This window comes from Mesorhizobium sp. M0615, from assembly GCF_040320805.1.
GTDB lineage: Bacteria > Pseudomonadota > Alphaproteobacteria > Rhizobiales > Rhizobiaceae > Mesorhizobium.
This window is the reverse complement of record NZ_JAMYQI010000020.1, coordinates 24,141-46,773: the sequence shown is the minus strand read 5'-3', so window position 1 is coordinate 46,773 and position 22,633 is coordinate 24,141. Positions and strand designations below refer to the sequence as shown.

Sequence of the window (22,633 nt, the reverse complement as noted above, 5' to 3'; positions counted from 1 at the left end):
GCGTCCATCAGGAGGGTTTGCCCGCGTGGTGATCGGCTGGACGCCGGGAATGAGCGTCTGCTCCTTTGCAGCGTCGGCTCGGTCGCGGTCAGTTGAGGATCGCGCATCGTCATGCCGCAATCCCTTCTTGCGCCTCGCCTTCCGCATCGGCCGGAAGGCCAAACAGGAAATCAGCGGCCTTTGAAGCTAGGCTGGCGGCACGGAATATAGCGCGGTTGTCCTCGCGCAGCACCTTCAGCCATGAGCCGATGTAATCGGCGTGACGCACGGTCGGCTCGATGCCGAGATTGCTGCAGACGAAGGCGGCAGTGATTTCGGCGACCAATTCTTCACGCGCGTAGGCCTTGGAGCCGAACGAGCCGGAGAGGTCGCGAGCAAGCCGCGTCGGGTGGCCGGTCCAGTGGCCTAGCTCGTGAAAGCAGGTCCGGTAATAGTCGATCTGCTGATGGAACGCTGGCTGCGGCGGCACCTGAATGTGGTCGCTGCACGGCATGTAGAAAGCGCGATCGCCGCCGACCCTGAAATCCGCACCGCTGGCGAGAATGAGCGTCTCGGCCTGCGGCACGATCTCGCACTGTGGCAGCGGCTCGGCAGGGGCATGGAGGTGTTCCGGAAGATTGTCGCATTGCGCGACATTGAAGACGGTAAAGCGCTTCAGAAAAGGCACGGCCTGTGGTGCATCGCCCTCGTGGCGTGCGCGCTCCTTCTCGTTCTTTGGGACAAAGCGGTCGGCATGCACGATCGTCGTGCCGCGCTCGCCCTTCCTGACATTGCCGCCCAGGGCAAGCGCCTGCCGGAAGGTCAGCCAATTCTGGCTGGGATAGCTGCGCTCGATGACGGCGCCCCACAGGATGAGGATATTGATGCCGGAATAGGTGCGCCCCGTGGACGCATTCCTCGGCAGGCCGAGGCCTGCTTTTGCGCTGCCCCATGGCTTGACCCATGGCACGGTGCCGCGCTCCAGCTCGGCAATGATGCGGTCGGTGATCTCCTGATAGAGGCTTGCGCCTGGGCGCCTGCCCTTGCCTGCGCCAGCCTCTCCGCTGGTGGTACGCTTGCTGTTTGCACGCATGTGTTATCCTCCGCTCGCCAATCGCCGCGCCTTTCCCCGGAAGCGGGGTGGGCGGCGAGTCGCGACCGGAAAGGCCCGCCGTCGTAGGCGGACCGCATCCGAAGGACCGGAACGAAGAGGAGGACCCTGAGCGGCACGCGAAGGGTTGCGGGCTGCCGCAGCGGGTCTAGAAGGGAGTGCCGCCCGCCCCGCGCCACCGGGAAAGGCCAACAGACAAACCGCGCCGCCCGCAAGGGCGGCGGCCGTCACAGCCCGAAGGGCTGCCCACGCCAAGGGGCGAAGCCGAATGGCCGAGACCGCCTGAGCTTGCCGAAGAAAAGCGGGCTCGGTTCACGAGCACCTGGTGCGCGTCGTCAGGCGCGCGGGCGCCCGCCAAGTTTTTTCGCACATGGTCAGGCGCCGCAGTTACGTCGAGAACCAAAAGGCATCGGCGCCGTGCACGCGGCTTCCTCCGAAAACCAGCGCTCGCCTTTCAACAAATTGAGGCATTGTCCCACTCAATATTCCTGTCCGTGATCATGATAGATGCGGCGCGCCCGCTAGGACCGGAGGCTGGAGAGAATCTCGCACGGATCAGCGTCAAGGGCCGCAGTTATGTCGAGAAACTCGATGACATCGAGACGCCGCTCTGCGCCCTCGTACTTGGCCACGAAGGATTGGGGACGACCAAGCTTGTCAGCCAGCTGCTTCTGGGTCAGGCCTTTGGCCTTGCGCAGCAAAACCAGCCGGGCCAGGAACCGCTGGTGGCGGGGCGATCGAAGGGATTTGGGCATGGAGGCGAACCGGTCGGGTAAAGACCGGATCAGCGACTAATCCCGGTTTCGGATTATCCCATTTTGGGATATACTGCCTGCGCTCACAGGCGAGGTTCGCAGGCATGAATGGACCAATGGGAACAGATGAGACTCGAAGCTCAAGTTTGAGTGATGAAGTCCCCTGGTCGGAGAACCTCACGAGCTACGACAGGGAGCATTTCACGATCTACCTGCGGATCCTGGATGCCTGCGCCGAGAATGCCAGCGAAAAGGAGATGGCCGAGCGCATCCTCGGCATCGACCCGTCCATTGACCCGGTCCGCGCCCGCAAAGCTCTTCGCAGCCATATCGACCGTGCGAACTGGATGGTGACGACCGGCTACAAGGAACTGTTCGCCGGCTGATGCACAGCGCCCAATGCCACGTGTTTCGAGTAGGCAAGTCTCTGTAGCCAAATTCGGCAGCGCACGGCCGCGACAGCGGGCGCTGCGGGAGCGGTCACAACTGGTTCGCGTACTGTTTGACTGCCATTTCCAGTGCTTGCATCAAAGGCACAGCCTTGGAGAAGAGGAAGCCTTGAGCGGTTCGGCAACCAAGCTTGTGCAGGGTTTGCCGATCCGCCTCTGTTTCGACGCCCTCGGCCATGACCTCGATCCCGAGCATGTCACCGAGTTCGATGACGGATTTGACAAGCAGTCGGTCCTCTCGGGACTTGGCCAAGCCGCGAATGAAGCCTTGGTCTATTTTCACCTTGCGTATCCGACGGTCCTTGAGAGATGCCAAGGTAGAAAAGCCGGTGCCGAAGTCGTCGAGCGCGATGGAAATACCGGCATGCGAAAGCCGTCCGAGCTTTTCATCCACTCTGTCCGGGTCCACCGGCGATTCTTCGGTAATCTCGATTTCGAACATCGTCGCAGGCAGGCCTCTTGCCGCCAGACCATCCAGAACCATGTCGTCGATATCGCCGGCTTCCAGTTCGCGCGGGGAAACATTCATCGCCACACGAATGTTACGACGGTCAGCTTTCACCAAGCCGTCGATAAAAGCACAACAGTCGGCGAATACGGTTTGCGTCAGCAGCTGAAGCATTCCGGTTTCGCGTGCGGCTGTGATGATTTCGGGTGGGGAGATGGCACCATGCGTCGGATGGGACCATCTCAGCAAGGCTTCAAAACCGACCACGGTCTCGGTTTCGAGTTTCACGATCGGCTGGAACCAAGGTTGCAATCTTCCCGTCTTTATCGCCGAATGAAGATCCCGTTCGATGGACTGGCGACGTTGCAGTTCCCTGTCGAGTTCGGCATCGAACAGGCAAAATTCGTTCCTGCCATGGCGCTTGGCCGTATACAGGGCGATATCCGCCCGCAACAGCATTTCAGTCAGGCTCGGCGTCTGCGCCAAGTATATCCCTATCGATGCCCCGACGCGCACGGACGCGACCTCGATATAGGGGCGAGCAATTTTGGCTATGATATTGGAGGCGAGATCACTGGCAGAAAGCGAAGCTCTCGTTGAGGGAAAAACCAGCACGAATTCATCGCCGCCGATACGAGCGAGCGTTGAGCCTTCCGGTGCTTCCTGCTCTATGCGGCGGGCGATCATGACAAGCAGTTCATCACCGGTCCTGTGACCGTAGGTGTCGTTGACAGATTTGAAGCCGTCCAGATCAATCAGCATTGCCACGAAGGGGCCATCCGCGGTCTTGAACCGACCGATTGCGTGTTCAAGGCCCCGCCTGTTGAGAAGGGCGGTCAGATGGTCCTCCCTGGAGTTGCGCTCCATTTCCGACGCAAGTCGCTCTGCCTCATGTCTCAGGCGGCTTGCTTCGCGGAAGCGCGCCTGCCCAACAAACGAAGCGCGGACCAAGCCGCCCATGAAGAGCAGAACGGTAAAAGCCAGAATGTACCGTTCAAAATTGCCTTTCGCCAAAAGGCACGCCACCGTGATGAGGAGTGGAGGTGTGATGAAGCTGGTCGCCGCAGCGGCATACGAACTGCCATATGTAACCGCACCAGCTGAAATGCCCGCCAGTATGACCAGATGCATCGGTGCTTGTGGTGTTGTGTATCCAACAGTCAGCACGGCCGGGAAGGACCAGGCAAACCCTGCCAGAAGGGCAAGGACGCCAAACATGCGAAGGCGCGGCAAAACGTCGAGCAAATCCTGATGGCGCCCCGTTTCCTTTAGCTGAAAACGCGCGAGTGCAAGCCGGGCGGCATTTAGCGCATTGACGACCAGGAACCAGCTTGCAGCGGCAAAGCCGCCGCCAGAAAGGGCCTGCACCCCGCAAATCAGGCCTGACAGGATCGCGCTTATCGGCATCGACACGAAGAGCCCGGCCCTCAGGTCAGCAAGCTGATCCTGACGGATTTTGGCCTCCAGCGATTCTTCTTTCTTTAGGGGTGCCATGAATGGACCAGTTTGCTTCCGTCATTGTTCGCGAGGACCAAACCTATGCAAGCCCACTGAAGGACGGGTTAACCACCCAGCGAGGGTACCCAGTGCGCTCACCATGCTTCGGGTCACACCTTTGGCTTAGCATTGCCGAATCATCAAGGTTTCGCCCGCGCGCGTGCCTTGATCCGAATCATGCCATGATCGGAAACGTCACCAGGAAGCAGCCTTGCCCGCGACGCCGGGAGCCAGCAAGACAAAGAAGCCGTGCCGAGACAGCGCTCCAGAGCGGTAGCGCTCTGTGCGATTCACCGCCTGAGCATGGCCGAAATGCCATGGCGGACAAAGGGAAGATGTTGGGCAAAGCGGAGCCCAGCATGTCTTGCAAGCCGTGCCGCCGGGTGCTCGCTTGAGTAAAGACCGACAAGCATGTTGGTGGCATGATAGAGCGGCGCCGCCGACAGCCGCAGCCGGTTTTCGTATCTGCCGAGCATGTCGGGATCGGCAATGTCGCGGCGGGCGCGACATGCTGTCAGTATTTTATGAGCGAGTTGATTCTGGCCGCTTAGGCCTATGTTGAAGCCATGCGCGGTCACCGGGTGCATGCCGATGGCAGCGTCTCCTATCAGTGCCGCACTCGGTGCCGAGAACTTGTGCGCCCAGGTCGTGACCAGCGGATAGGCATGGCGGGTGCTTGCCAGGGTCATCTGCCCGAGGCGTCCTCGACACCGGTTCATCAATTCCATGAGGAACAATTCGTCATCGAGTACAGACAGTCTATCGGCCTCGATTGAGCGCAAAGTCAGAAGCAGCGACGACACGCCTTCCATGAGCGGCAACATCGCTATGGTCTGATGGTGGTCGAACCATTCGACCGCGATCTGGTGATTGAAGCGCTCGTGCCTCACTCGGCAAATCAGCATGGAGTGGCCAAGCGGATGGATGTTGGCGCCAATGCCGAGCAGGTCGCGCATCGCGGACAAACGCGAATCCGCTGCGACGAGCAGCCGAGCGGCCAATTGCCTGCCATCAGAAAGCGCTATGACCGCCTCGTCGTCGCTGGTTGTTGCATTGACGACCGAGTTGCCGCACAGCAGCCGGGCATGATCCTGGAAGTAGACAATTTTGAACAGGGCATCGCGGATCCGACAATTTGGGACCAGAAATCCGAGTGGTTCCCCAGATCCGCTGGGAGTATCGAAGCACAGGGCGAAAGGGCTCGATCCGTTGAGCACGCGCGCGCCATGAAGCGGTGATTTGTCCGATGCGGGGATGGCATCCCAGGCGCCGAGCTCGCGAAGGATTCTCACTGATGCGTGGGTCAGCGCGATCTCGCGACCGTCGAAAGCCGGATTCGCCAGGCTGTCGAGCGATTGCCGTTCAACCACTGCCACCTTGAGTCGGCTCCGGGCGAGCGATGCTGCGAAGGCAAGTCCGACCGGCCCAGCTCCGACGACAATGATGTCGAATGTGTCGACAGAGCCGGCCATCAGCGTGCCGCCATAGCGTCTATCTGCGATACGAAGCGCTCTTGAAGCATCGCATTCACCCACGGTTTGCACATCTCCCCAGCGTCGATAGACATGCGTTCTCCGTTGGAAGCTTGGTCAATGAAACCATGCCGATGAAGAGATAACGCTGATCTGGATCAACCAGGCTCGACAAACCCGGCAACGGCGGGTTCAGGGTCGAGTGGTCGATTGCCGCGAAAACGTTGCATGTCCAGTCATTCTGAATGGTCGGCTTCCCAATCGCGGTGCCCCTCCTGGCCAAAAGTTCGTCAACGTATTGCCGGCTGATCCGTTCTTCGCACGCGCGGCGATATCGTCACAACGCGGGCGATCGCCAGCTAAAGATTCGGTCGATGACGACCAGCATCCGCACAGTCGTTGACGCCGCCAACCCGTTCAGCCTCGCGGCTCTTCCCGATCGATAAGGATCCGCTGGGCGGAGCCGTCGAGATCTTCGTATTGGCCGCTCTTCAAGATCCACAGGAAGCCCCGGTCCAAGCCCCACCAAAACAGGGAGCGGCCATCGCATTCCCTCAGGACGGGCGTCTTCGCTGCCGACAGCGTGCTCGCCAACCATGACGGGCGCTATCGCCGAAGCAACTCGCCGACGGCCTCATGTCCAAACGATGTGGGAAGGGAGCAGAACCAAAGGGACTCTGCTTGGCGTCCCCGCTTTTTTCGCAGCTTCGAAACCGTCACCGAACGGATCCGTACTGAGGAGGAGGCCGTCCTTGACTTGCCCGACGCCGGCAACCTTCTCAGCCGCAACGATCGCTGCCTTCCGCTGACGCTCGTCGACAATCGCCCCCTTCAGTTCGACAAGGCCGTCGCTGACCCTCACATCGATCAAGTCACCACCGCTCCAGGTTTGTGACTGCAGTTCGGCAAGTATCGCGTTGCGGATCAGGTCGTCATCGGGTGGCGTGGTGCCCTGTTTCGGCATGGCGCGGATCAGGATAAGCAGCAAATCGGTTCGCGTGATGATGCCGACGACCCTTTCCCGATCGACAATCGGAACATTGTTGATGCGATGTTGCATCATCAAGTCGACAATATCTGCAATCGAGGCGCCAGGAGGCGCCGAGATGACGGGTGTGGTCATCACCTGATGGATGATCCGTCCGTTCGAGCGCGCATAGTCTTCGGCGACTGTGCCCGGGCCAAGATCAAACTCCAGCCAGCGCGGACGCACACGCTGGGTCCCAAGTTCCTCTCGGCGCAAGAAGTCGCTTTTGCTTACAATGCCAACCAGGGCACCGTCGCTGTCCGTTACCGGGAGGGAGCTGACTTTGTTTGAAATCATGAGCTCGGCCGCTTCGGCGATCGTCGCGTTCGCATCCGTCCTGATGACTGGCTTCGTCATGATGGCTTCGGCTCGCATCCTCACCCTCCTGATCTTACGTCGGCCGACGATGGGGCATCCCGACGCGCGGCGCTTTGATCTAAGTCACTTGGAACGAGGAGGATTCTCCGCGCCGTCGTCGCGGTCGATAAGAATGCGCTCCGCCGCGCCATCGAGATCGTCGTACTGGCCGCTTCTCAATGCCCACAGGAAGCCGCACAGGCCGAGTGCGCCAAGGAACAGCGCCACCGGAATGAGATAGGCGAGCGTCGTCATGAGGATCGGGCCAAGGCGCCGGCCCGCGCGGGCCTGTCCTGCCGCGCAGTTTCGGGCGACGCACCCGTTGCGAAGCCTTGCAGACGCATCGCATTTCCAATCACAAGCAATGACGAGGCAGACATCGCGACCGCCGCGATGAGAGGCGTAACGTGGCCCAGAATGGCGATCGGCACGGCCACAGCATTGTAAACGATCGCAATTGTTATGTTCTGTCGGATCAGGCTTCCCGCCTTGCGCGACACGTCCAGCGCCAGCGGGATCGCCAAGAGGCTTTCGCGCAGAAAAACGAAGTCGGCTGCATTGCGGCCAATGTCGGCGGCGGTGGCGGGTGCGATCGAGACATGCGCGGCGCTCAGCGCCGGCGTGTCGTTGAGCCCGTCGCCAACCATCAGAACCTTGTGCCCGTCTCTCGCCAGACTCTCGATGCGTTCAACCTTGCCGGACGGCAGCAGGCAGGGAACAAAGTCGTCGACACCAAGCACGTCCGCAACCTCGGCGCAGCCTTTCGCGGTATCGCCCGACAGCATTTCCACGCACATACCAGCGTTGCGCAGTTGATCGATCGCTGCCCTGGTGTCGAGGCGCAGCGCATCCTCGAAAACGAAGGATGCGACAATCATGCCGTTTTTCGTCAGGACTGTTCCGCCATAGCCATGTTTGCCTTCGCCGCCGGTTCGAGCCTTCCAGCCAGCCCATCCGCGTCTACCCAGCCGCCAGGTGCTACCGGCGGCTGTGGCTTCGATCCCGAAACCCGGGTGCTCGGTCACCGCGTCGAATTTGTGCTGGCTGCTGCTGACGGAAAAGCTGGCAATGGCCTTTGAATATGGATGACGCGAATGCGCGGCCAAGTCGGCAGCGATTGCCAGCATGGCGGGATCAATTGAAGCTGCGTTGACGAGCCGTGGCTTCCCAAGCGTGAGCGTCCCGGTCTTGTCGAACACGGCTGTATCGATCGTCGCCAGGCGCTCCATGGCCGAGCCATCCTTAACCATGATGCCGTTCTCGAACAGGCCCCGCGCGGCGACCACCTGAACGATTGGAACGGCGAGGCCAAGCGCGCACGGGCATGTGATGATGAGAACAGCGATGGCGATCGTCATCGCCCGGTGCCAGTCGCCAGTCACCGCCATCCAGCCCAGGAAGGTTGCCAAGGCGGTGAGATGAACCACGGGCGCGTAGAGTGCCGACACGCAGTCGGCGATACGGCGATACCGGGCGCGACCACCTTCGGCGGCCTCCATCAACCGAACCATTTCCGACAGGAATGAATCCTTGGCGGCCGCTGTCGCCTCAATCGTCAGCGGACCGGTGAGGTTGAGGACACCGGCCTGCACAATCTCCCCTGGCGCGACGTTTCGCGGCGTGCTCTCGCCAGTGACCAGTGAGCAGTCAAGATCCGACGCTCCATGAACGATCGTGCTGTCGACGGGGATTCTCTCGCCGGCTGCAATGAGCAGTTGCATCCCCGGTTCGATTTCGCCAACCGGCAAATAGTCCCGTGCGCCATCGCCGCGCAGCACCATCGCGCCACGCGCAGCCAACTGTGACAGGTTCTTTACCGCGGTCCGCGCGCGTTCGCGCATCACGTGATCGAGCGTGCGGCCGATCAGGAGGAAAAACAGCAGCGACACCGACGCATCGAAATAGGCGTGGTCGCCATGGGTGATCGTCTCATAGAGGCTCATTGCGTAGGCCAGCGACACGCCGACGGCGATCGGCACGTCCATGTTCATGCGGCCGTGGCGCAGTGCATTCCACGCCGACTTGAAGAAGATGCCGCCGGCGAAGGCCAGCGCAGGAATGGCGATCAGGGCCGAGACCCAGTGGAACAGGTCGCGGGTGGCGCCCTCGGCGCCGGACCAGACCGACACCGAGAGCAGCATGATGTTGCCCGCAGCAAAGCCGGCAACAGCGACGGCGCGGATAAGCTCCGAAAGCATCTTGTCCTTTGCATCAATCTCGGCTTCGAACAAATGCGCCTGATAGCCGAGCCGGCCGAGCACAGCGACCAAAGGTGGAGCCTCGTCGCCGCGCCAGCGGACTGAGACCCGCTTGGTTGACAGGTTCACGCGAGCTGCCTCGACGTGACCGAGTTTTCCCAAGGCCGTCTCGATCGTCTGGATGCAGGCGCCGCAATGAACGGTCGGCACCGAAAGGTCGATCTGATGAAGGTCGTCGCCAAGCGATCGGCTGGCCAGCCTGACCTCCTGGCTGGACGGCAGAACTGAAGTGGCGCTGACAAGATCCAGCGCGACTTCCGCGCCCGGTGCACAGCAGCTCATTTTAGCGCTCCATTGGAAATCATGACCCTGCGCACGTCGCGATAAGGTTTTGCCAGGCCGGCATCGGCGTCTATTTCGATGATCCAGACACCATTCCTTGGCACGTGTTGTGCTGCAAACTCCTGGCCAGAGACCAGGGCGAGCGTGACGGACTCATCCTCTTTCTCGTAAGCGGGATGGCGAAACAGCACCTTCACGCCATGCAGGGAAACCGGTTTGCCCGCGGCGTCGATGATGCCATAGCGGACTTCACCCCATGCGATGGTCAACTGGCCGGTCCAGCCAAGCGCTGCCTGCGCCCGGCCTTCCTCGGCCTTCTTGTTGAATTGCTGGCTCGCCACATAGGTATTTTCGACGACAAGGCCGGTCCAGCTTGTGTTGGCAAGCGTCGCCATCGTGAGATTGACCGCGATGACCACGCCGAAAAAGGCAAGGACGGTGGCCAACATGTGCCTGCCGGTGAACTCGCGGGGTTTTCGCGTGGTGGCGTTCATCTGGCGATCTCCGGCGAGTTGAAGGTGGCGGTGTATTCGTTGGACTCGAAGCTGACCTTGTCTTCGACCCGGAATGTGAAGGTCTGCGCCTGGCCATGAATCTGGTCGGCGGGCAGGCGCACGAAAACCTTCAGCATCTTCAGCCGGTCGGGTTCGACCTGGACCGCAAAGGAGCGATCGGCGGGGAGGTCGACGCCAACGATGCTCATCTCTGCGCCTGGCAAACCCCCGAGGGTGACGATAATCGTTCTCGGTTCGGGGATCATGTTCAGCAGCTTGACGGTATAGCCATTGCGGATCGAGCCGTCGGAGAGCGTCACGAATTGCGGGTTGCGGTCGTGCAGGACATTGATCTCGAGCCGGTCGCGGGTCAGCAGCGAAAAGAGCAGGCCCAGGCCGATCATCGACCACATAGCCATGTAAACGTAAGTGCGCGGCCGAAAGATCTTGCGGATATGGAAATGCGCCACCCTGTGCGAAAACAGGCCGTCATCCGGCCTGACCAGTGATGGATCGACCGAGCTGGCGCCGCCTGCGGTGGCCAGCATCATGTTGGCGTTGTAGTCGGAGAGCGTCGCGTAGGAGATCAGTCCTCGCGCTTTGCCGAGCTTGTCCATGACGCCGTCACAGGCATCGATGCAGAGCGCGCAGGTGATGCATTCGAGTTGCTGACCGTCGCGTATGTCGATCCCCATCGGACAGACGGCGACACAGGCATTGCAGTCGACGCAATCGCCGACGGGATGCCCTGCGGCAAGAACCTTCTTGGCGTGACGGGTGCGCGGTTCGCCGCGCCAGTCATTGTAGGTGACGGTGAGCGAGCTCTCGTCGAGCATGGCTGCCTGGATGCGCGGCCATGGGCACATATAGGTGCAGACCTGTTCGCGCATCAGCCCGCCAAACGTGTAGGTCGTCGCCGTCAGGACCGCGACGGTGATGTAGGCGACAGGCGCTGCCGTGCCGGTGAAGAGTTCGCCGAGCAGCGTCGGCGCATCGGCGAAATAGAAGATCCATGCGCCACCAGTCGCTGCGGCTATGACCAGCCAGATGACGTGTTTCGATGCCCGCAGCACAAGCTTACGAGTGGTCCAGGGACCGACATCGAGCTTGATGCGTGCGTTGCGGTCGCCCTCGATCGCGCGCTCGACGACCAGGAACAGATCGACCCATACGGTCTGTGGGCATGTGTAGCCACACCAGGCACGGCCAACAGTCGATGTGATCAGGAAAAGACCGACGCCGGCCATGACCAGAAGGCCGGCGACATAGTAGAATTCCTGGGGCCATATCTCGATGAAGAAGAAATAGAAGCGCCGGTTGGCGACATCGAGCAGCACCGCCTGGTCGGGGGCAAACGGACCGCGGTCCCAGCGCAGCCACGGCGTGAGATAGTAGATGCCGAGCGTGATCGCCATCACGATCCATTTGAATCGGCGAAAGCTGCCAGAGGCCCGCTTCGGGAAGATCTTCCTGCGCGCGGCATACATTGGCTGACGCACCTTGGCGGAGTTGACCGTCGTGGGTTCGATCCGTTCTATTTGCGTGTTATCGAGCACGAGAAGCTCCAGTCACCAGCGACGATTTCGCCGGAAGCCGACTCATCGGTTCTGGATGATGCCGAGGCCCGGCTTGCGCCGGGCCTCGTCGCTTGGCGGGAGGGGGAGGACGAGAATAGGCTTCTTTCCTATTCTCCGCCGCCAAGCGAATGGATGTAGACCGCCAGTTCCTTGACCTTGATCTCGCCGAGGCGCGCGCCCCAAGCCGGCATCACGCCGTGTTTCGGTGCGGTTACCTGGGCGGCGATGGCCGCTTCGCCTGACCCGTAGAGCCAGATGGCGTCGGTCAGATCTGGAGCGCCGAGTTCCTTGTTGCCTTTTGCATTGTCGCCATGACAGGCCACGCAGTTTTCGGCAAAGACGTTTGCGCCCGGCGCGACCAATGCTTGATTGACGACGGCCCCCGACAGACTGGCGACGTAGGCGCTGACCTGTTTGATCTGGTCGGCGGTGATGATGTCGGCAAAAGCGGGCATTTCCGACAGGCGCGTATCCGGATCGGAGGCGAAGCGAATGCCATGGGTGATCGTCTGCTGAATCTGGTCCGCCTTGCCGCCCCACAGCCAGTCGTCGTCGTTGAGGTTGGGGAAGCCCTTGGAGCCCTGGGCGCCGGAACCATGGCACTGCACGCAATTGAGCTTGAACGCGGCACCGCCGGCGGCGACGGCGAATTCGCGCAGCGTGTCGTCCGCCGCGATCTCCGAAACACTTTTCGCTTCTATCGCGGCGACATATTTGCCCTTGGCCGCTTCAGCCGCGGACAACTCGTTCCCGACATCGTTGCGGCTGGAGTAGCCGAGCACCCCCTTGGTTGCCGTGTGCAGCAGAGGCCATGCCGGATAGGCGATGGTGTAGCCGATCGCCCAGACTATGGTGATGTAGAACGTCCAGATCCACCAGCGCGGAAGCGGGTTGTTGAGCTCCCGGATGCCGTCCCACTCATGACCGGTGGTTGAGATGCCGGAAACCTCGTCGATGTGATCGCTGCTCATGATCAGTCCTCCTTCAGAGGAATTTGAGCTGCTTCGCCGGCTTGCCTGCGGCTTCCGGGACGAACTGCAAAGGCAACGGATCCGATGAAGAAAAGAGCCATGGCAAGTAGGCCCCAGCTGTCGGCAAACTCCCGCATGAAATTGTACGTCATGGCCATTGTCCTCAGCGGTAGCCGGCGGTCTCATCGTAGTTCTTGAAATCGACCAGCGTGCCCAGCATCTGGAGATAAGAAACCAGCGCGTCCATTTCGGTGACTTGCTGCGGGTTGCCGTCGAAGTCGCCGATCTTGGCCTTGGGGTAGCGGGCCTCGAGGCCGGACGTGTCGGCGTTGGGATCAGCCTGCGTCATCAGATCGGCGTTAGCATGCGCGATCATGTCATCGGTGTAAGGGGCACCGACACGCCGGTTTGCGACCAGATGCGTCGAGAAGTCCTTCACCGCGATCGGCTTGTCCTTCAGGAAGGCATAGCTCGGCATGATCGATTCCGGCACCACGGACCGTGGATCTGTCAGGTGATCCACGTGCCACAGGTTGGAATAGCGGTCGCCAACGCGGGCGAGATCCGGTCCGGTGCGCTTCGATCCCCACTGGAACGGGTGGTCGTACATCGACTCGGCCGCCAGGCTGTAGTGGCCGTAGCGCTCGACCTCGTCACGGAACGGCCTGATCATCTGGCTGTGGCAGAGGTAGCAGCCCTCGCGGACGTAGATGTTGCGCCCGACCAGTTCGAGCGGCGAGTAAGGCCGCATGCCTTCCACCTTCTCGATGGTGTTGTCGAGATAGAAGAGCGGCGCGATCTCGACGATGCCGCCGATTGTCACGACCAGCAGCGACCCGAGGAGAAGAAGTGTAGCGTTCTTCTCGATCAGTGCGTGTCTGTTCATCAACCTCATTTTCTGTCTCATCATCGCGCAAGCTGGAGGGCGGGGGTGGAGCGCGGCAGCGGATCCTGCTCGCGCCGGTAGCCGAGGATGGTCATGGCAATGTTCCAGGCCATGATCAGGGCGCCGAAGAGGTACATGGCCCCACCGATGGCGCGCATGATGTAATAAGGATGCATGGCGGCCACGGTTTCGGCGAAGGAGTAGACCAGGAAGCCCTGCTCGTCGTATTCGCGCCACATCAGGCCCTGCATGATGCCGGACACCCACATCACCGCGGCGTAGACAACGATGCCAAGCGTCGCCAGCCAGAAGTGCCAGGTCACGAGGCGCAGCGAGTAGAGCCGTTCACGGTTCCACAGCTTCGGCACCATGAAGTAGATTGCGCCAAACGAGATCATGCCAACCCAGCCGAGTGCGCCCGAATGGACGTGCCCGATGGTCCAGTCGGTATAGTGCGACAGAGAATTGACCGTCTTGATCGACATCACCGGGCCCTCGAAGGTCGACATGCCGTAGAAGGCGATGGCCATCACCATCATGCGGATGATCGGGTCAGTGCGCAGCTTGTCCCAGGCGCCCGACAGCGTCATCAGGCCATTGATCATGCCGCCCCATGACGGCATCCACAGCATGATCGAGAACACCATGCCGAGTGTCTGCGCCCAGTCAGGCAAAGCGGTGTAGTGCAGGTGATGGGGCCCGGCCCAGATGTAGAGGAAGATGATTGCCCAGAAATGGACGATCGACAGGCGGTAGGAATAGACCGGCCGGTTGGCCTGCTTGGGCACGAAATAGTACATCATGCCGAGGAAGCCGGCGGTGAGGAAGAACCCGACCGCATTGTGGCCGTACCACCACTGCGTCAGGGCGTCCTGGACTCCGGAAAATGCGGAATAGCTCTTGGATCCGAGGAAGGAGGCCGGCATCGAGAGGTTGTTGATCACATGCAGCATCGCGATGGTGACGATGAAGGAGAGATAGAACCAGTTGGCGACGTAGATGTGCGGTTCCTTGCGCTTCAAGATCGTGCCCAGGAAAAGGATCAGGTAGGCGACCCAGACGATGGTCAGCCAGATGTCGACATACCATTCGGGTTCCGCATATTCGCGGCTCTCGGTGATGCCGAGCAGATAACCGGTCGCGGCCATGACAATGAAGAGCTGGTAGCCCCAGAACACAAACCAGGCGAGATCGCCACCGAACAGCCGAGCGCGGCATGTGCGTTGGACGACATAGAGAGACGTGCAAAGCAACGCGTTGCCGCCGAAGGCAAAGACGACGCCCGAGGTGTGCAGAGGCCGCAAGCGGCCGAAGTTGAACCAGGGCTGTATGTTGAGATCGGGATAGGCAAGCTGCAGCGCGATGACCACGCCGACAAGCATGCCGATGACACCCCAGAACATGGTGGCGATGGCGCCATAGCGGATTGGACCATCCATGTAGGCGGACGGGTCGATCGGAGCGGCAGGCTTGAACTCAGTGTTACGCAGTAGGATCGCAGTGAAGCCAGCCAAGGCGAAGAACAAGACCCACATATGCTGGCGAAAGGGTTCATCCACCCCAGCGCCAGCCGCCACCAAAGCCGCGAATGCGAACAGGCTTAGAAGCACGATTTCTTTGCCGAATTTCATCGCAAGCCCCGATTTCCAATTCCGGCGGATGCCAAACCGCGGTGCCTTATTGCGCAGCCGTCGCCTGCTCGCCCTGATCCATGTCAGAGCCGCACCATTTTGCTCGAGCAGCATCGAGTTCGGTGCGATCAGACTGCGACGATCGAATGTGGAAGCGCACCACCGGCCGCCCGTTTATGGATGGGGCCTGGCGTCCCCGGTCGGGCCCCGGGTGCGGAGGCGACCGCGGGCGTGTGGGGGAGCGCACCTTCTGCGACGCTGGAAAGCAGGTCGACGCCTTACCGAACCCCGCGTTCAATGCCTTGGAACAGCCAGCGCCAGCGTTACGCTGCCGTCGTGACATTCATGGCTTTGGGGAGACGGCGATTTTCCCCTGCGGATGAGGCGTATTGACTTCGGCCAAGTGTGGATGCTTCGCCCACGAGCCGAAAGGCAACTGGCGCATACGATCGTATGGAGAACGGGCTGTCGCTACGCGACTTCTTCTGAGCCCAACGCGAGCATGCCCTGCCCCGAATGAAGTAAGTGACGGGGGCCATGCAGCTTCTGCGTCATTCAAACTACTGTAGCGCCTCGGCCGCCGCAGCGCCGTTCCAGCCGGCTCATGCTGTCCACGGTGACGCGGCGGTTGTTCTCGATCCGAATCACGCCGTCCATTCTCAGGCTGGTCAGCTGACGGCTCACGGTCTCGTTTGTGATTCCAAGGAAATCAGAAATGTCGGCACGCGTCATCGGCAGCTCGAAGCACGTCGAGCTAGCCGTCGGGTCAACATTGGAGCCGATGTTCCGGGCAATCATGAGGAGAAAGCTCGCCACCTTCTCTGGTGCGGTCTTGCGCCCCAGAGTCACCATCCATTCGCGTGCCTCGTCAAGTTCGTTCAGCGCCTGCTTGAGCAGGCGATGCACAAATTCGGGTGACTGCTTCATCATCCGTTCGATGGCCGCTCTGGGAAACGAGCATAGCGAGACAGCTGTTGCCGCTTCCGCATTGATCGCACTTTTCATCTTGAAGGGCCGACCCAGAAAATCCGGGGCGAACTGCAGGCCGACAATCTGTTGGCGTCCATCTGACAGGCTCTTCGTGAGCTTCACCACGCCTGAAAGCACGTTCGAATAACAGTCGACCGCCTCGGCGTCGCCGATCAGTTCGACCCCCGGCTCGATATTGTGCCGCGACGACGTCTTGGCGAGCTGAGCCAAATGGTCTGGCTCTAGCGCGCCACAGACACCGCGGCGCCGTGCCTCGCAAGACAGGCAAAGAACGGGGATGCCGGAACTGTGAATATCCTGCCGTAATGTCATTCGATCGCTCTACCGGTCCGTGCGGGCAGGATAGCATCCACGGTAGAAAAATCCTTGCGGCAGTTTGTCCGTGCTGAAGGTTGATCGAAATCAGGGCTTAGGCTCATCCAAGCATCCACAGTTCGGGCGACGCAAACACGGTGGACCACGACATGCGACAAAAGCTAGTTGCCAGATTTGGCGAGAACGTCCCGCGCTATACCAGTTATCCGACCGCGCCGCATTTCCATCCAGGCGTTGATGCTGTCGTTTGTCGTGGCTGGCTGCAAGCGCTCAACGAGGGCGACGAAATCTCGCTCTATCTGCACATCCCATACTGCGACAAGCTTTGCTGGTTTTGTGCCTGCCATACCAAGCAGACACGCCATTACGAACCGGTGACGATCTATCTCCGCTCACTGCATGCCGAGATCGCTACCGTCGCCGGTCTTGTTGCAGGCAAAGGTCGTGTGCGTGCCGTCCATTTCGGCGGTGGTTCGCCGACGATGCTCAAGCCCGAAGATATGGTGGCGCTGGGAACCGCCCTGCGCAAGAGCTTCGGCTTTCTTCCCAGCGCCACGATCAGCGTTGAAATCGAACCCAACGATATCGACGATGCCCGCCTCGATGCGCTTGCCGAAATCGGCATGACTCGTGCGAGCCTCGGCGTCCAGGACTTCGATCCGAAGGTTCAGAAGGCAATCAACCGCGAGCAGAGCTTTTTGCAGACCAAAGCGGTAGTCGACGGTGTTCGTTCGCGCGGCGTCGAATCCGTCAATCTAGACCTGCTGTACGGCCTGCCGCACCAGACCAGGGCGAGCGTTTCCTCAACGGTCGCGCAGGCACTGACCCTGGAGCCGGACAGGATAGCGCTTTTTGGCTACGCCCATGTGCCGTGGTTCAAGAAACATCAGACGATGATAGACGAGGCATGGCTGCCCGGTCCCGCGGAGAGATTTGCTCAATCGCAACTGGCGGCGCGGGCGATCGTGGACCAGGGGTACGAAGCAATCGGCCTCGACCATTTCGCCAAACCCGGCGATGCCCTGGCCCTTGCCGCCCGCGCCGGAACACTGCACCGGAACTTTCAGGGTTACACCGACGATTGCTGCGAAACCTTGATTGGGCTAGGCCCATCGTCCATCAGCCAGTTTCGGCAGGGCTATGCGCAGAACATGCCTTCGACCAGCGAATATCGATGCACGGTTGATGACGGCGGGCTGGCCGCTGTTCGGGGTATCGCACTTTCCAACGACGACCGCGTTCGCGGCTGGATCATCGAGCGTTTGATGTGCGACTTCGCCTTCTCGGCCATCGATCTGGTGGAACGCTTCGGCGAGGCCGGCCAGAGGCTCCTCCTTCAGTCAAGTTCCATGGCCCTCCACGATCCGGTTCGATTGCTTGAACTTGATGGCGACAGATTCGTTGTGCCGGCTGAAAGTCGCCCTTTCGTCCGAAGCATCGCGGCCAGGTTCGACAAACATTTCGAAGCTGGAACGGCCAGGCACTCGGCGGCAGTCTGAGCACTCAGAGGAACGGTCATGCCTCTCAGTCGATCATGGACCGCGGTACGTTTGTTGATCGGCGACCGTCGTATCGAGACAAGATTCGGAGCGGACCAGACGCGTCTTGGCGCAGCGACGATATCGTCCGCTCGAGCCCTGCCTGTCGGATCATGGTTGTCGGCGACAGCTCCCTTCGACCTGAACCATCCGTTCACCCGAATTCTGCCGGCGCAGTTCCAGTGGAAAGGGCCTGGGCTAGACGGCTCTCTTGTTACCCCAGAGCACAACGTGCAGCTGCGGTAGCACGCGGGCCTCGAACCATCTGTCGCGGGTCACGCTGTCAACCAGCCACTCCATGCGCTTCAATATTCCGTCAAGGTCGACAGGCGCGTCATCATTTGTGGGGTGTGGCGGCGTGTGATTGCCGGGCTGCAGATAGATCGGAAGTTGCGGAAATTGCGCAGCGGCGTCTTTCGCGTAGGTGTAGTCCCTTTCGTCGAAAACAATGAGCTTGAGCACGACTTGGGGCTTGCCTTGTGCCGCCTGGAGGCACGCCTCGACAGCGGCCCAATCTGTCGTCATTTGGCTTGACGGCGGCTTTGGGCTGAGGACCAGCACGTCAAGCTGCGCAAACCAGTCCCTGGCAAGCGACCCTTGGGTTTCCAGGGCAAAACGGTAACCGTCACCATGGCCCCGGTCGATGAGCGCGCCGAGCGGCTGGATGGCCGGATTGCCGCCTGATAGCGACACCATCAGCGGGCGGCCACCGGAAAGGGCAAGCACATTTTTCCACACCGCGCCAACGGACATCATCTCCCATTCATGGCGGAATTGATTGTCCACAGCATGGAGGCTGTCGCACCAGGAACAGCGATAGTCACACCCGCCGGTTCTGACGAAGATCGTCGGCAAACCTATGAGCACGCCCTCGCCCTGGATCGTCGGCCCGAAAATCTCGCTAACGCGGATTGCGGGATGAGTATTCGTCATGGCCGGTATTCCGCCCAGGTTTTCGGCGTTTCGCTCACCCGCACGGCCGCGGTTTCGCTCAGGCGTGCCTTGCACCATTCGTAGAAATGTCTGGCCAGATATTCCGCCGTGACTTGCTCGTGTCCCAGCACGTCGTTGAGATGTCGGTGGTCGAAGCTCTCGTCGATGTAGCGTTTGAATGGCGCCAAGTCATGGTAGTCGCGCACGAAGCCGTGATCGTCCAGTCCATCCGCTGAAAGCTCCACTTCGACGATGTAGTTATGTCCGTGCAGGCGCGCGCATTGGTGATCGGGTGGCAATGAGGTGAGCTGATGCGAGGCTGAGAAGTGGAATTCCTTGGTGATGCGGAACATTACGCGGTGGTCCTTCGCAGCGCTCCGAGCCAGAAGTCGGAGTCCTCATACTCGGTTGGGTCGGGGTGCCCAGCGATGTGAAACGCCTCACGCCGCTCGACGCAGGTCCCGCACCTCCCGCAATGACGCTCGGCGCCCTTGTAACAGGACCAGGTCTGCGCAAACGGCGTGCCGTATGTGGCTCCATCCGTAACAATGTCCGCCTTCGTCAGGTTCACATAGGGTGCATAAAGGCGAATCTGCGCGTAGCCGTCGAGCGCGTGGTCCTGCATCATCTGGAAAGCGTCGATGAAGGCCGGACGGCAATCGGGATAGACAACGTGATCCCCACCATGCACGGCCGTCGCCACTGCGTCAGCGTCTTGCGCTGCGGCGAGGCCGAAGGCAATGGCCAACATGATGGCGTTCCGGTTGGGCACCACCGTTATCTTCATCGTGTCTTCGGCATAGTGCCCGTCGGGCACGTCCACATTGTCGGTCAGCGCGGAGCCGGAAAGGCCGCCGCCGATCTCGTGGATATCGATGATTCGCTGCGGAACACTCAGGCGCTCCGCGCAAAGGGTGGCGAAGCCCAATTCCTTCCTATGCCGTTGGCCGTAATCGAACGATAGCAGGCCGGTAAGCTGGTGCTCCGCTGCCACCTTGTGGGCAAGAGTAACGGAATCCAATCCGCCGGAGCAGACGACGAGAGTCTTCATCGTTGGGTCCTTGTTTTAACCGGGTAGGCTGCGACCGGAGATTTCTCTGCGCTCCAGTACTTCAGGAAAACCATTTTGTGAAGTGAACGGAGACCAATTCGTGCGCTTGCGTGCGATGCGCAAAAAGCCTTCGCGGTGAGCTGCAAGGACACGGACTGGCGAGACGTCACCCTTGAGCGGAATGCTCAAGTCGAACGCTTCTCGGGGACAAAGTTCTCGACGAGCAGAGCCTGGCGGTCCCGAGCGCCGAGCGACGCCATTGCAACGGTTTCGGGGTACAAAGCCGAGATGGGCTTGCCGCAAACAGCTCACTTACCAGGTATGTTCAGCGATGCCGAAATCCAGATATCGGGATGGATTATGAGATCAATTGTCGCGACAGCTTTGGCTGGCCTGCTCCTCGCGTTTCGTAGATGCAGCGCATTCCACTTCAGGAGCATTTTGATGAGCACGCCCTCAATGGATGACCGGCGAACCCTGAATAACCGGTCGTGAGCCGACATCTGTGAACAAGCGGTGTGGTCGATTGCAATCACCCATGTCTTGCGCACAGGTACCTCATGGCAGTGGATGAACTGAACTTGATGGTTTTACAGATGGCAGTCGAAAGCGTCCGCTCGCTCTCGTTGAGCTTCGCTGAAAAAGCCGCCGAGATAGCCACCAGGAGCCGCGGCAGCCTGCTTTTCGACGTTCGGATCGACGGTGACGCGCAGGTCCAGCGGGTCGCAGCCATCCGATATCACGGCGGCCAATTCGGCGTGCTGGCGTTAGACGGACACGGCCTAGTTACCCACTATTGCATCGTTAACGGTATGTTCTCACATTACATTGCGGCCTTGGAGAGCTGGCACAGGATGCCCCTGTCGATGCAGGCAAAGATGGATGCCAACGGCAATGCCCGTCTTTTCGTAGCGGCGTTGCGGGATGCCGGACATATGCTGGGCACCTAGCATATGGCCAGAGTGCATCTCTGAATTTGCATGTGCATCACTGCGATGGCGCCGGCATGATCGTGATGCTCGAAAAGGGCTGCGGCGGCCGTGGCAAAGCGGTCGCCGCGATGATGGTGTCAACGGCGTTGCATCGATGCGAGCGTTTAGACAGAGGTCTCCTCCTGGCATCGCGCGCATGCAAGGAGCTACGCAAGCGCAAATGTATCAAGTATTTTGAAGCGACGACCCCTCATGCATATGGAGCTGCGATGCACGGGCGGCATAAGCCTCGTTGCCATCTAGCCGCCTTGATGCACGGCGATGAGCTTTCGGCGGCCTGCATCGGCGATCTGGCCGCCCTGTGCATTTTGACAAGCCTCGTCGGGTGCCGGCGATGATCCGTCGTGATGGCAGGCGGGGGTTTACAGGTTGCGGTCGGCGGGTTCGTTTCGGGCGCCTGCGCCCATCGTTATGTCGCGAGTTGGGGGATGCGATCGAGGACGATGCGCAGGATGCGCTGGTCGGGGCACGATGTCGGCAGGTGCAGGCGGATTTGCGATTTCATCTCGACCACCCGCGCAGCGATTTTGATGAGGCGCAATCGCAGCGTGTCGAATTGGGCGACGGCAAAGCTCGAGCGCCTCGGCATCGCGGCCCGCAAGCCCCACATCAACCAGTAAGCACCGGCATGCAGGAATAGCCGGAACTGGTTGGCCGTCGCTCTGGTGCAGGATGTGCGGTCGGCGGCAAGATGCGTCTTCCACGATGTGGTTCTCGGCCGCGCCGCGCCGGCAGTAGACATCCTCGTAGAGCGCCTTGGCCTTCCCACCGGCAAGGTTGGTGACGACGAAGCGGATATCGCCACCGTGGGCGCCGACCTCGACCCGCGCGATGATGCGCTCGACGCGGCTCCAACTAGCGGCGCCGTCAACGAACTCCTTGAACCTGCGGACCTTGCCTGTCTTGGCCGACGCTTCGAAGCGCGCCGTCGTGCTGGCATCCAGATCCGCGACATGCTTGCGCAGGATCGTGGTGGGCGCGAGGCCAAAGATGAAGTCGACGTCGTTGGGGCGGCACCAGTCGATGACCTGCGGGTTGCAATAATGGCTATCGCCGCGGAGCAGGATACGAATGTTCAGCCAGTTGATCCGGATCGCCCGCACCAGACGGCGCAGGTGGGGGCGGATCTCAGCCCCACTCGGCCGCTTGGCCGGTCGCAGGATCGCGCTGACGAACCGTCCCGCACCATCGAACACGACGATCCGGCTGGAAGCCGTACTCGTCATGGTGGGCATTGAACAGGCGAAGCTGTTGGCCTCCGTGCACAGCGTCGAAGGTGTCGAGAGCGCGGCGCAGCCGGTTGGCGTCGTTGCCGTCCTCGTAGCCCGCGGCGATCATTTTCATGCGAAAGCCGATCATGTCCGCCAGGCTGTGGACGACCTGGTCCGGGCAGCGCGGATCGTCGATGCAACGCGGCAGACGCTCGGCCATCCGCAACCGCTTTTCCACCTCGGCCAAGGCCAGAACGCCGCTGTTGGACGACAGCATGCCGCCGTCGAAACGGGCGACGACGGACTTGCCGCCGACTGATGACAAACCGCTCAGCGGCAGCGCAAGATCGTTCATGGTGGGTGTGGTCTCGGGAAATGGTTCGGATCGGCTTAAGCAACCAAATCCTAC

At 60.7% G+C, this 22,633-nt stretch carries 22 protein-coding genes and 1 pseudogene; 4 read left to right on the top strand and 19 right to left on the bottom strand.

Features of this window, described 5'->3' with window-relative positions; all coding sequences use genetic code 11:
* Positions 1 to 109: 109 nt before the first annotated feature.
* Complete coding sequence (locus tag NKI46_RS27530) at positions 110 to 1,072, bottom strand: ArdC family protein (RefSeq protein WP_023697813.1); 963 nt, start codon at positions 1,070 to 1,072, stop codon at positions 110 to 112.
* Between the two features lie 539 nt (positions 1,073 to 1,611).
* Positions 1,612 to 1,845 carry a helix-turn-helix domain-containing protein gene (locus NKI46_RS27525; RefSeq protein ID WP_023708050.1) on the bottom strand — a complete coding sequence of 78 codons (234 nt, stop codon included), beginning with the start codon at positions 1,843 to 1,845 and terminating at the stop codon, positions 1,612 to 1,614.
* Positions 1,846 to 1,949: 104 nt separating this feature from the next.
* Here NKI46_RS27525 and NKI46_RS27520 point away from each other — a divergent pair, with 104 nt between their 5' ends.
* Positions 1,950 to 2,231, top strand: a complete 282-nt coding sequence (locus NKI46_RS27520) for a DNA -binding domain-containing protein (protein ID WP_081731646.1) — start codon at positions 1,950 to 1,952, stop codon at positions 2,229 to 2,231.
* Positions 2,232 to 2,325: 94 nt separating this feature from the next.
* Here NKI46_RS27520 and NKI46_RS27515 read toward each other — a convergent pair whose 3' ends face one another.
* From NKI46_RS27515 to NKI46_RS27455, 13 genes are all read right to left on the bottom strand, one after another.
* The gene (locus NKI46_RS27515; protein WP_352748980.1) at positions 2,326 to 4,236 is read right to left on the bottom strand and encodes a putative bifunctional diguanylate cyclase/phosphodiesterase; all 1,911 of its coding nucleotides are present in this window, start codon (positions 4,234 to 4,236) and stop codon (positions 2,326 to 2,328) included.
* 293 nt (positions 4,237 to 4,529) lie between these two features.
* Complete coding sequence (ubiM, locus tag NKI46_RS27510) at positions 4,530 to 5,711, bottom strand: 5-demethoxyubiquinol-8 5-hydroxylase UbiM (protein WP_352748977.1); 1,182 nt, start codon at positions 5,709 to 5,711, stop codon at positions 4,530 to 4,532.
* Positions 5,712 to 6,128: 417 nt separating this feature from the next.
* A complete protein-coding gene (ccoS, locus tag NKI46_RS27505) occupies positions 6,129 to 6,245 on the bottom strand; it encodes a cbb3-type cytochrome oxidase assembly protein CcoS (RefSeq protein ID WP_373420163.1) in 117 nt (38 codons plus the stop codon).
* Positions 6,246 to 6,345: 100 nt separating this feature from the next.
* Positions 6,346 to 7,113: a CBS domain-containing protein gene (locus NKI46_RS27500; RefSeq protein ID WP_352748974.1), complete on the bottom strand. Its 768-nt coding sequence runs from the start codon at positions 7,111 to 7,113 to the stop codon at positions 6,346 to 6,348.
* A 66-nt stretch (positions 7,114 to 7,179) separates the two neighbouring features.
* On the bottom strand, positions 7,180 to 7,350 hold the full coding sequence (gene ccoS / locus NKI46_RS27495; RefSeq protein ID WP_023808099.1) for a cbb3-type cytochrome oxidase assembly protein CcoS: 171 nt from the start codon (positions 7,348 to 7,350) through the stop codon (positions 7,180 to 7,182).
* Positions 7,347 to 9,635, bottom strand: a complete 2,289-nt coding sequence (locus NKI46_RS27490; RefSeq protein ID WP_352748971.1) for a cation-translocating P-type ATPase — start codon at positions 9,633 to 9,635, stop codon at positions 7,347 to 7,349. The genes ccoS (NKI46_RS27495) and NKI46_RS27490 overlap by 4 nt, the downstream gene beginning before the upstream one ends.
* The gene (locus tag NKI46_RS27485) at positions 9,632 to 10,129 is read right to left on the bottom strand and encodes a FixH family protein (protein WP_352748969.1); all 498 of its coding nucleotides are present in this window, start codon (positions 10,127 to 10,129) and stop codon (positions 9,632 to 9,634) included. Before NKI46_RS27485 ends, NKI46_RS27490 begins: the two co-directional genes overlap by 4 nt.
* Entirely contained in the window at positions 10,126 to 11,685 is a 1,560-nt protein-coding gene (ccoG, locus tag NKI46_RS27480) for a cytochrome c oxidase accessory protein CcoG (RefSeq protein ID WP_352748966.1), read from the bottom strand. Before ccoG ends, NKI46_RS27485 begins: the two co-directional genes overlap by 4 nt.
* A 128-nt stretch (positions 11,686 to 11,813) precedes the next feature.
* Positions 11,814 to 12,677 (bottom strand): cytochrome-c oxidase, cbb3-type subunit III, encoded by an 864-nt coding sequence (ccoP, locus tag NKI46_RS27475; protein WP_352748964.1) that lies wholly within the window; start codon positions 12,675 to 12,677, stop codon positions 11,814 to 11,816.
* 2 nt (positions 12,678 to 12,679) lie between these two features.
* Positions 12,680 to 12,829, bottom strand: coding sequence for a CcoQ/FixQ family Cbb3-type cytochrome c oxidase assembly chaperone (locus NKI46_RS27470; protein WP_023690689.1), 150 nt, complete (start codon positions 12,827 to 12,829; stop codon positions 12,680 to 12,682).
* A gap of 11 nt (positions 12,830 to 12,840) precedes the next feature.
* The gene (gene ccoO / locus NKI46_RS27465; protein ID WP_023808094.1) at positions 12,841 to 13,572 is read right to left on the bottom strand and encodes a cytochrome-c oxidase, cbb3-type subunit II; all 732 of its coding nucleotides are present in this window, start codon (positions 13,570 to 13,572) and stop codon (positions 12,841 to 12,843) included.
* An 11-nt stretch (positions 13,573 to 13,583) separates the two neighbouring features.
* Positions 13,584 to 15,194 carry a cytochrome-c oxidase, cbb3-type subunit I gene (ccoN, locus tag NKI46_RS27460; protein ID WP_023808093.1) on the bottom strand — a complete coding sequence of 537 codons (1,611 nt, stop codon included), beginning with the start codon at positions 15,192 to 15,194 and terminating at the stop codon, positions 13,584 to 13,586.
* A 555-nt stretch (positions 15,195 to 15,749) separates the two neighbouring features.
* A complete protein-coding gene (locus tag NKI46_RS27455) occupies positions 15,750 to 16,496 on the bottom strand; it encodes a Crp/Fnr family transcriptional regulator (RefSeq protein ID WP_352652380.1) in 747 nt (248 codons plus the stop codon).
* Positions 16,497 to 16,648: 152 nt separating this feature from the next.
* Here NKI46_RS27455 and hemN point away from each other — a divergent pair, with 152 nt between their 5' ends.
* The gene (gene hemN / locus NKI46_RS27450; RefSeq protein ID WP_352659029.1) at positions 16,649 to 17,998 is read left to right on the top strand and encodes an oxygen-independent coproporphyrinogen III oxidase; all 1,350 of its coding nucleotides are present in this window, start codon (positions 16,649 to 16,651) and stop codon (positions 17,996 to 17,998) included.
* A gap of 237 nt (positions 17,999 to 18,235) precedes the next feature.
* Here the strand turns inward: hemN and queE are convergent, their stop codons facing one another.
* Genes queE through queC form a run of 3 tightly spaced genes read right to left on the bottom strand, consistent with a single transcriptional unit; the run spans position 18,236 to position 20,021 of the window.
* Positions 18,236 to 18,970, bottom strand: coding sequence for a 7-carboxy-7-deazaguanine synthase QueE (gene queE / locus NKI46_RS27445; protein ID WP_352515442.1), 735 nt, complete (start codon positions 18,968 to 18,970; stop codon positions 18,236 to 18,238).
* Positions 18,967 to 19,323, bottom strand: a complete 357-nt coding sequence (gene queD, locus NKI46_RS27440) for a 6-carboxytetrahydropterin synthase QueD (protein WP_023807034.1) — start codon at positions 19,321 to 19,323, stop codon at positions 18,967 to 18,969. The genes queE and queD overlap by 4 nt, the downstream gene beginning before the upstream one ends.
* Positions 19,323 to 20,021 (bottom strand): 7-cyano-7-deazaguanine synthase QueC, encoded by a 699-nt coding sequence (gene queC / locus NKI46_RS27435; RefSeq protein WP_352515443.1) that lies wholly within the window; start codon positions 20,019 to 20,021, stop codon positions 19,323 to 19,325. Before queC ends, queD begins: the two co-directional genes overlap by 1 nt.
* Positions 20,022 to 20,581: 560 nt before the next feature.
* Here queC and NKI46_RS27430 point away from each other — a divergent pair.
* Together NKI46_RS27430 and NKI46_RS27425 are read left to right on the top strand one after the other, a co-directional pair.
* Positions 20,582 to 20,971, top strand: a complete 390-nt coding sequence (locus tag NKI46_RS27430) for a hypothetical protein (RefSeq protein WP_023747260.1) — start codon at positions 20,582 to 20,584, stop codon at positions 20,969 to 20,971.
* Positions 20,972 to 21,027: 56 nt separating this feature from the next.
* Positions 21,028 to 21,351 carry a hypothetical protein gene (locus NKI46_RS27425; protein ID WP_023807036.1) on the top strand — a complete coding sequence of 108 codons (324 nt, stop codon included), beginning with the start codon at positions 21,028 to 21,030 and terminating at the stop codon, positions 21,349 to 21,351.
* Positions 21,352 to 21,422: 71 nt separating this feature from the next.
* On the opposite strand, the pseudogene NKI46_RS27420 reads toward NKI46_RS27425, so the two are convergent.
* A pseudogene (locus tag NKI46_RS27420) lies at positions 21,423 to 22,579 on the bottom strand (IS1380 family transposase).
* Positions 22,580 to 22,633 lie beyond the last annotated feature (54 nt).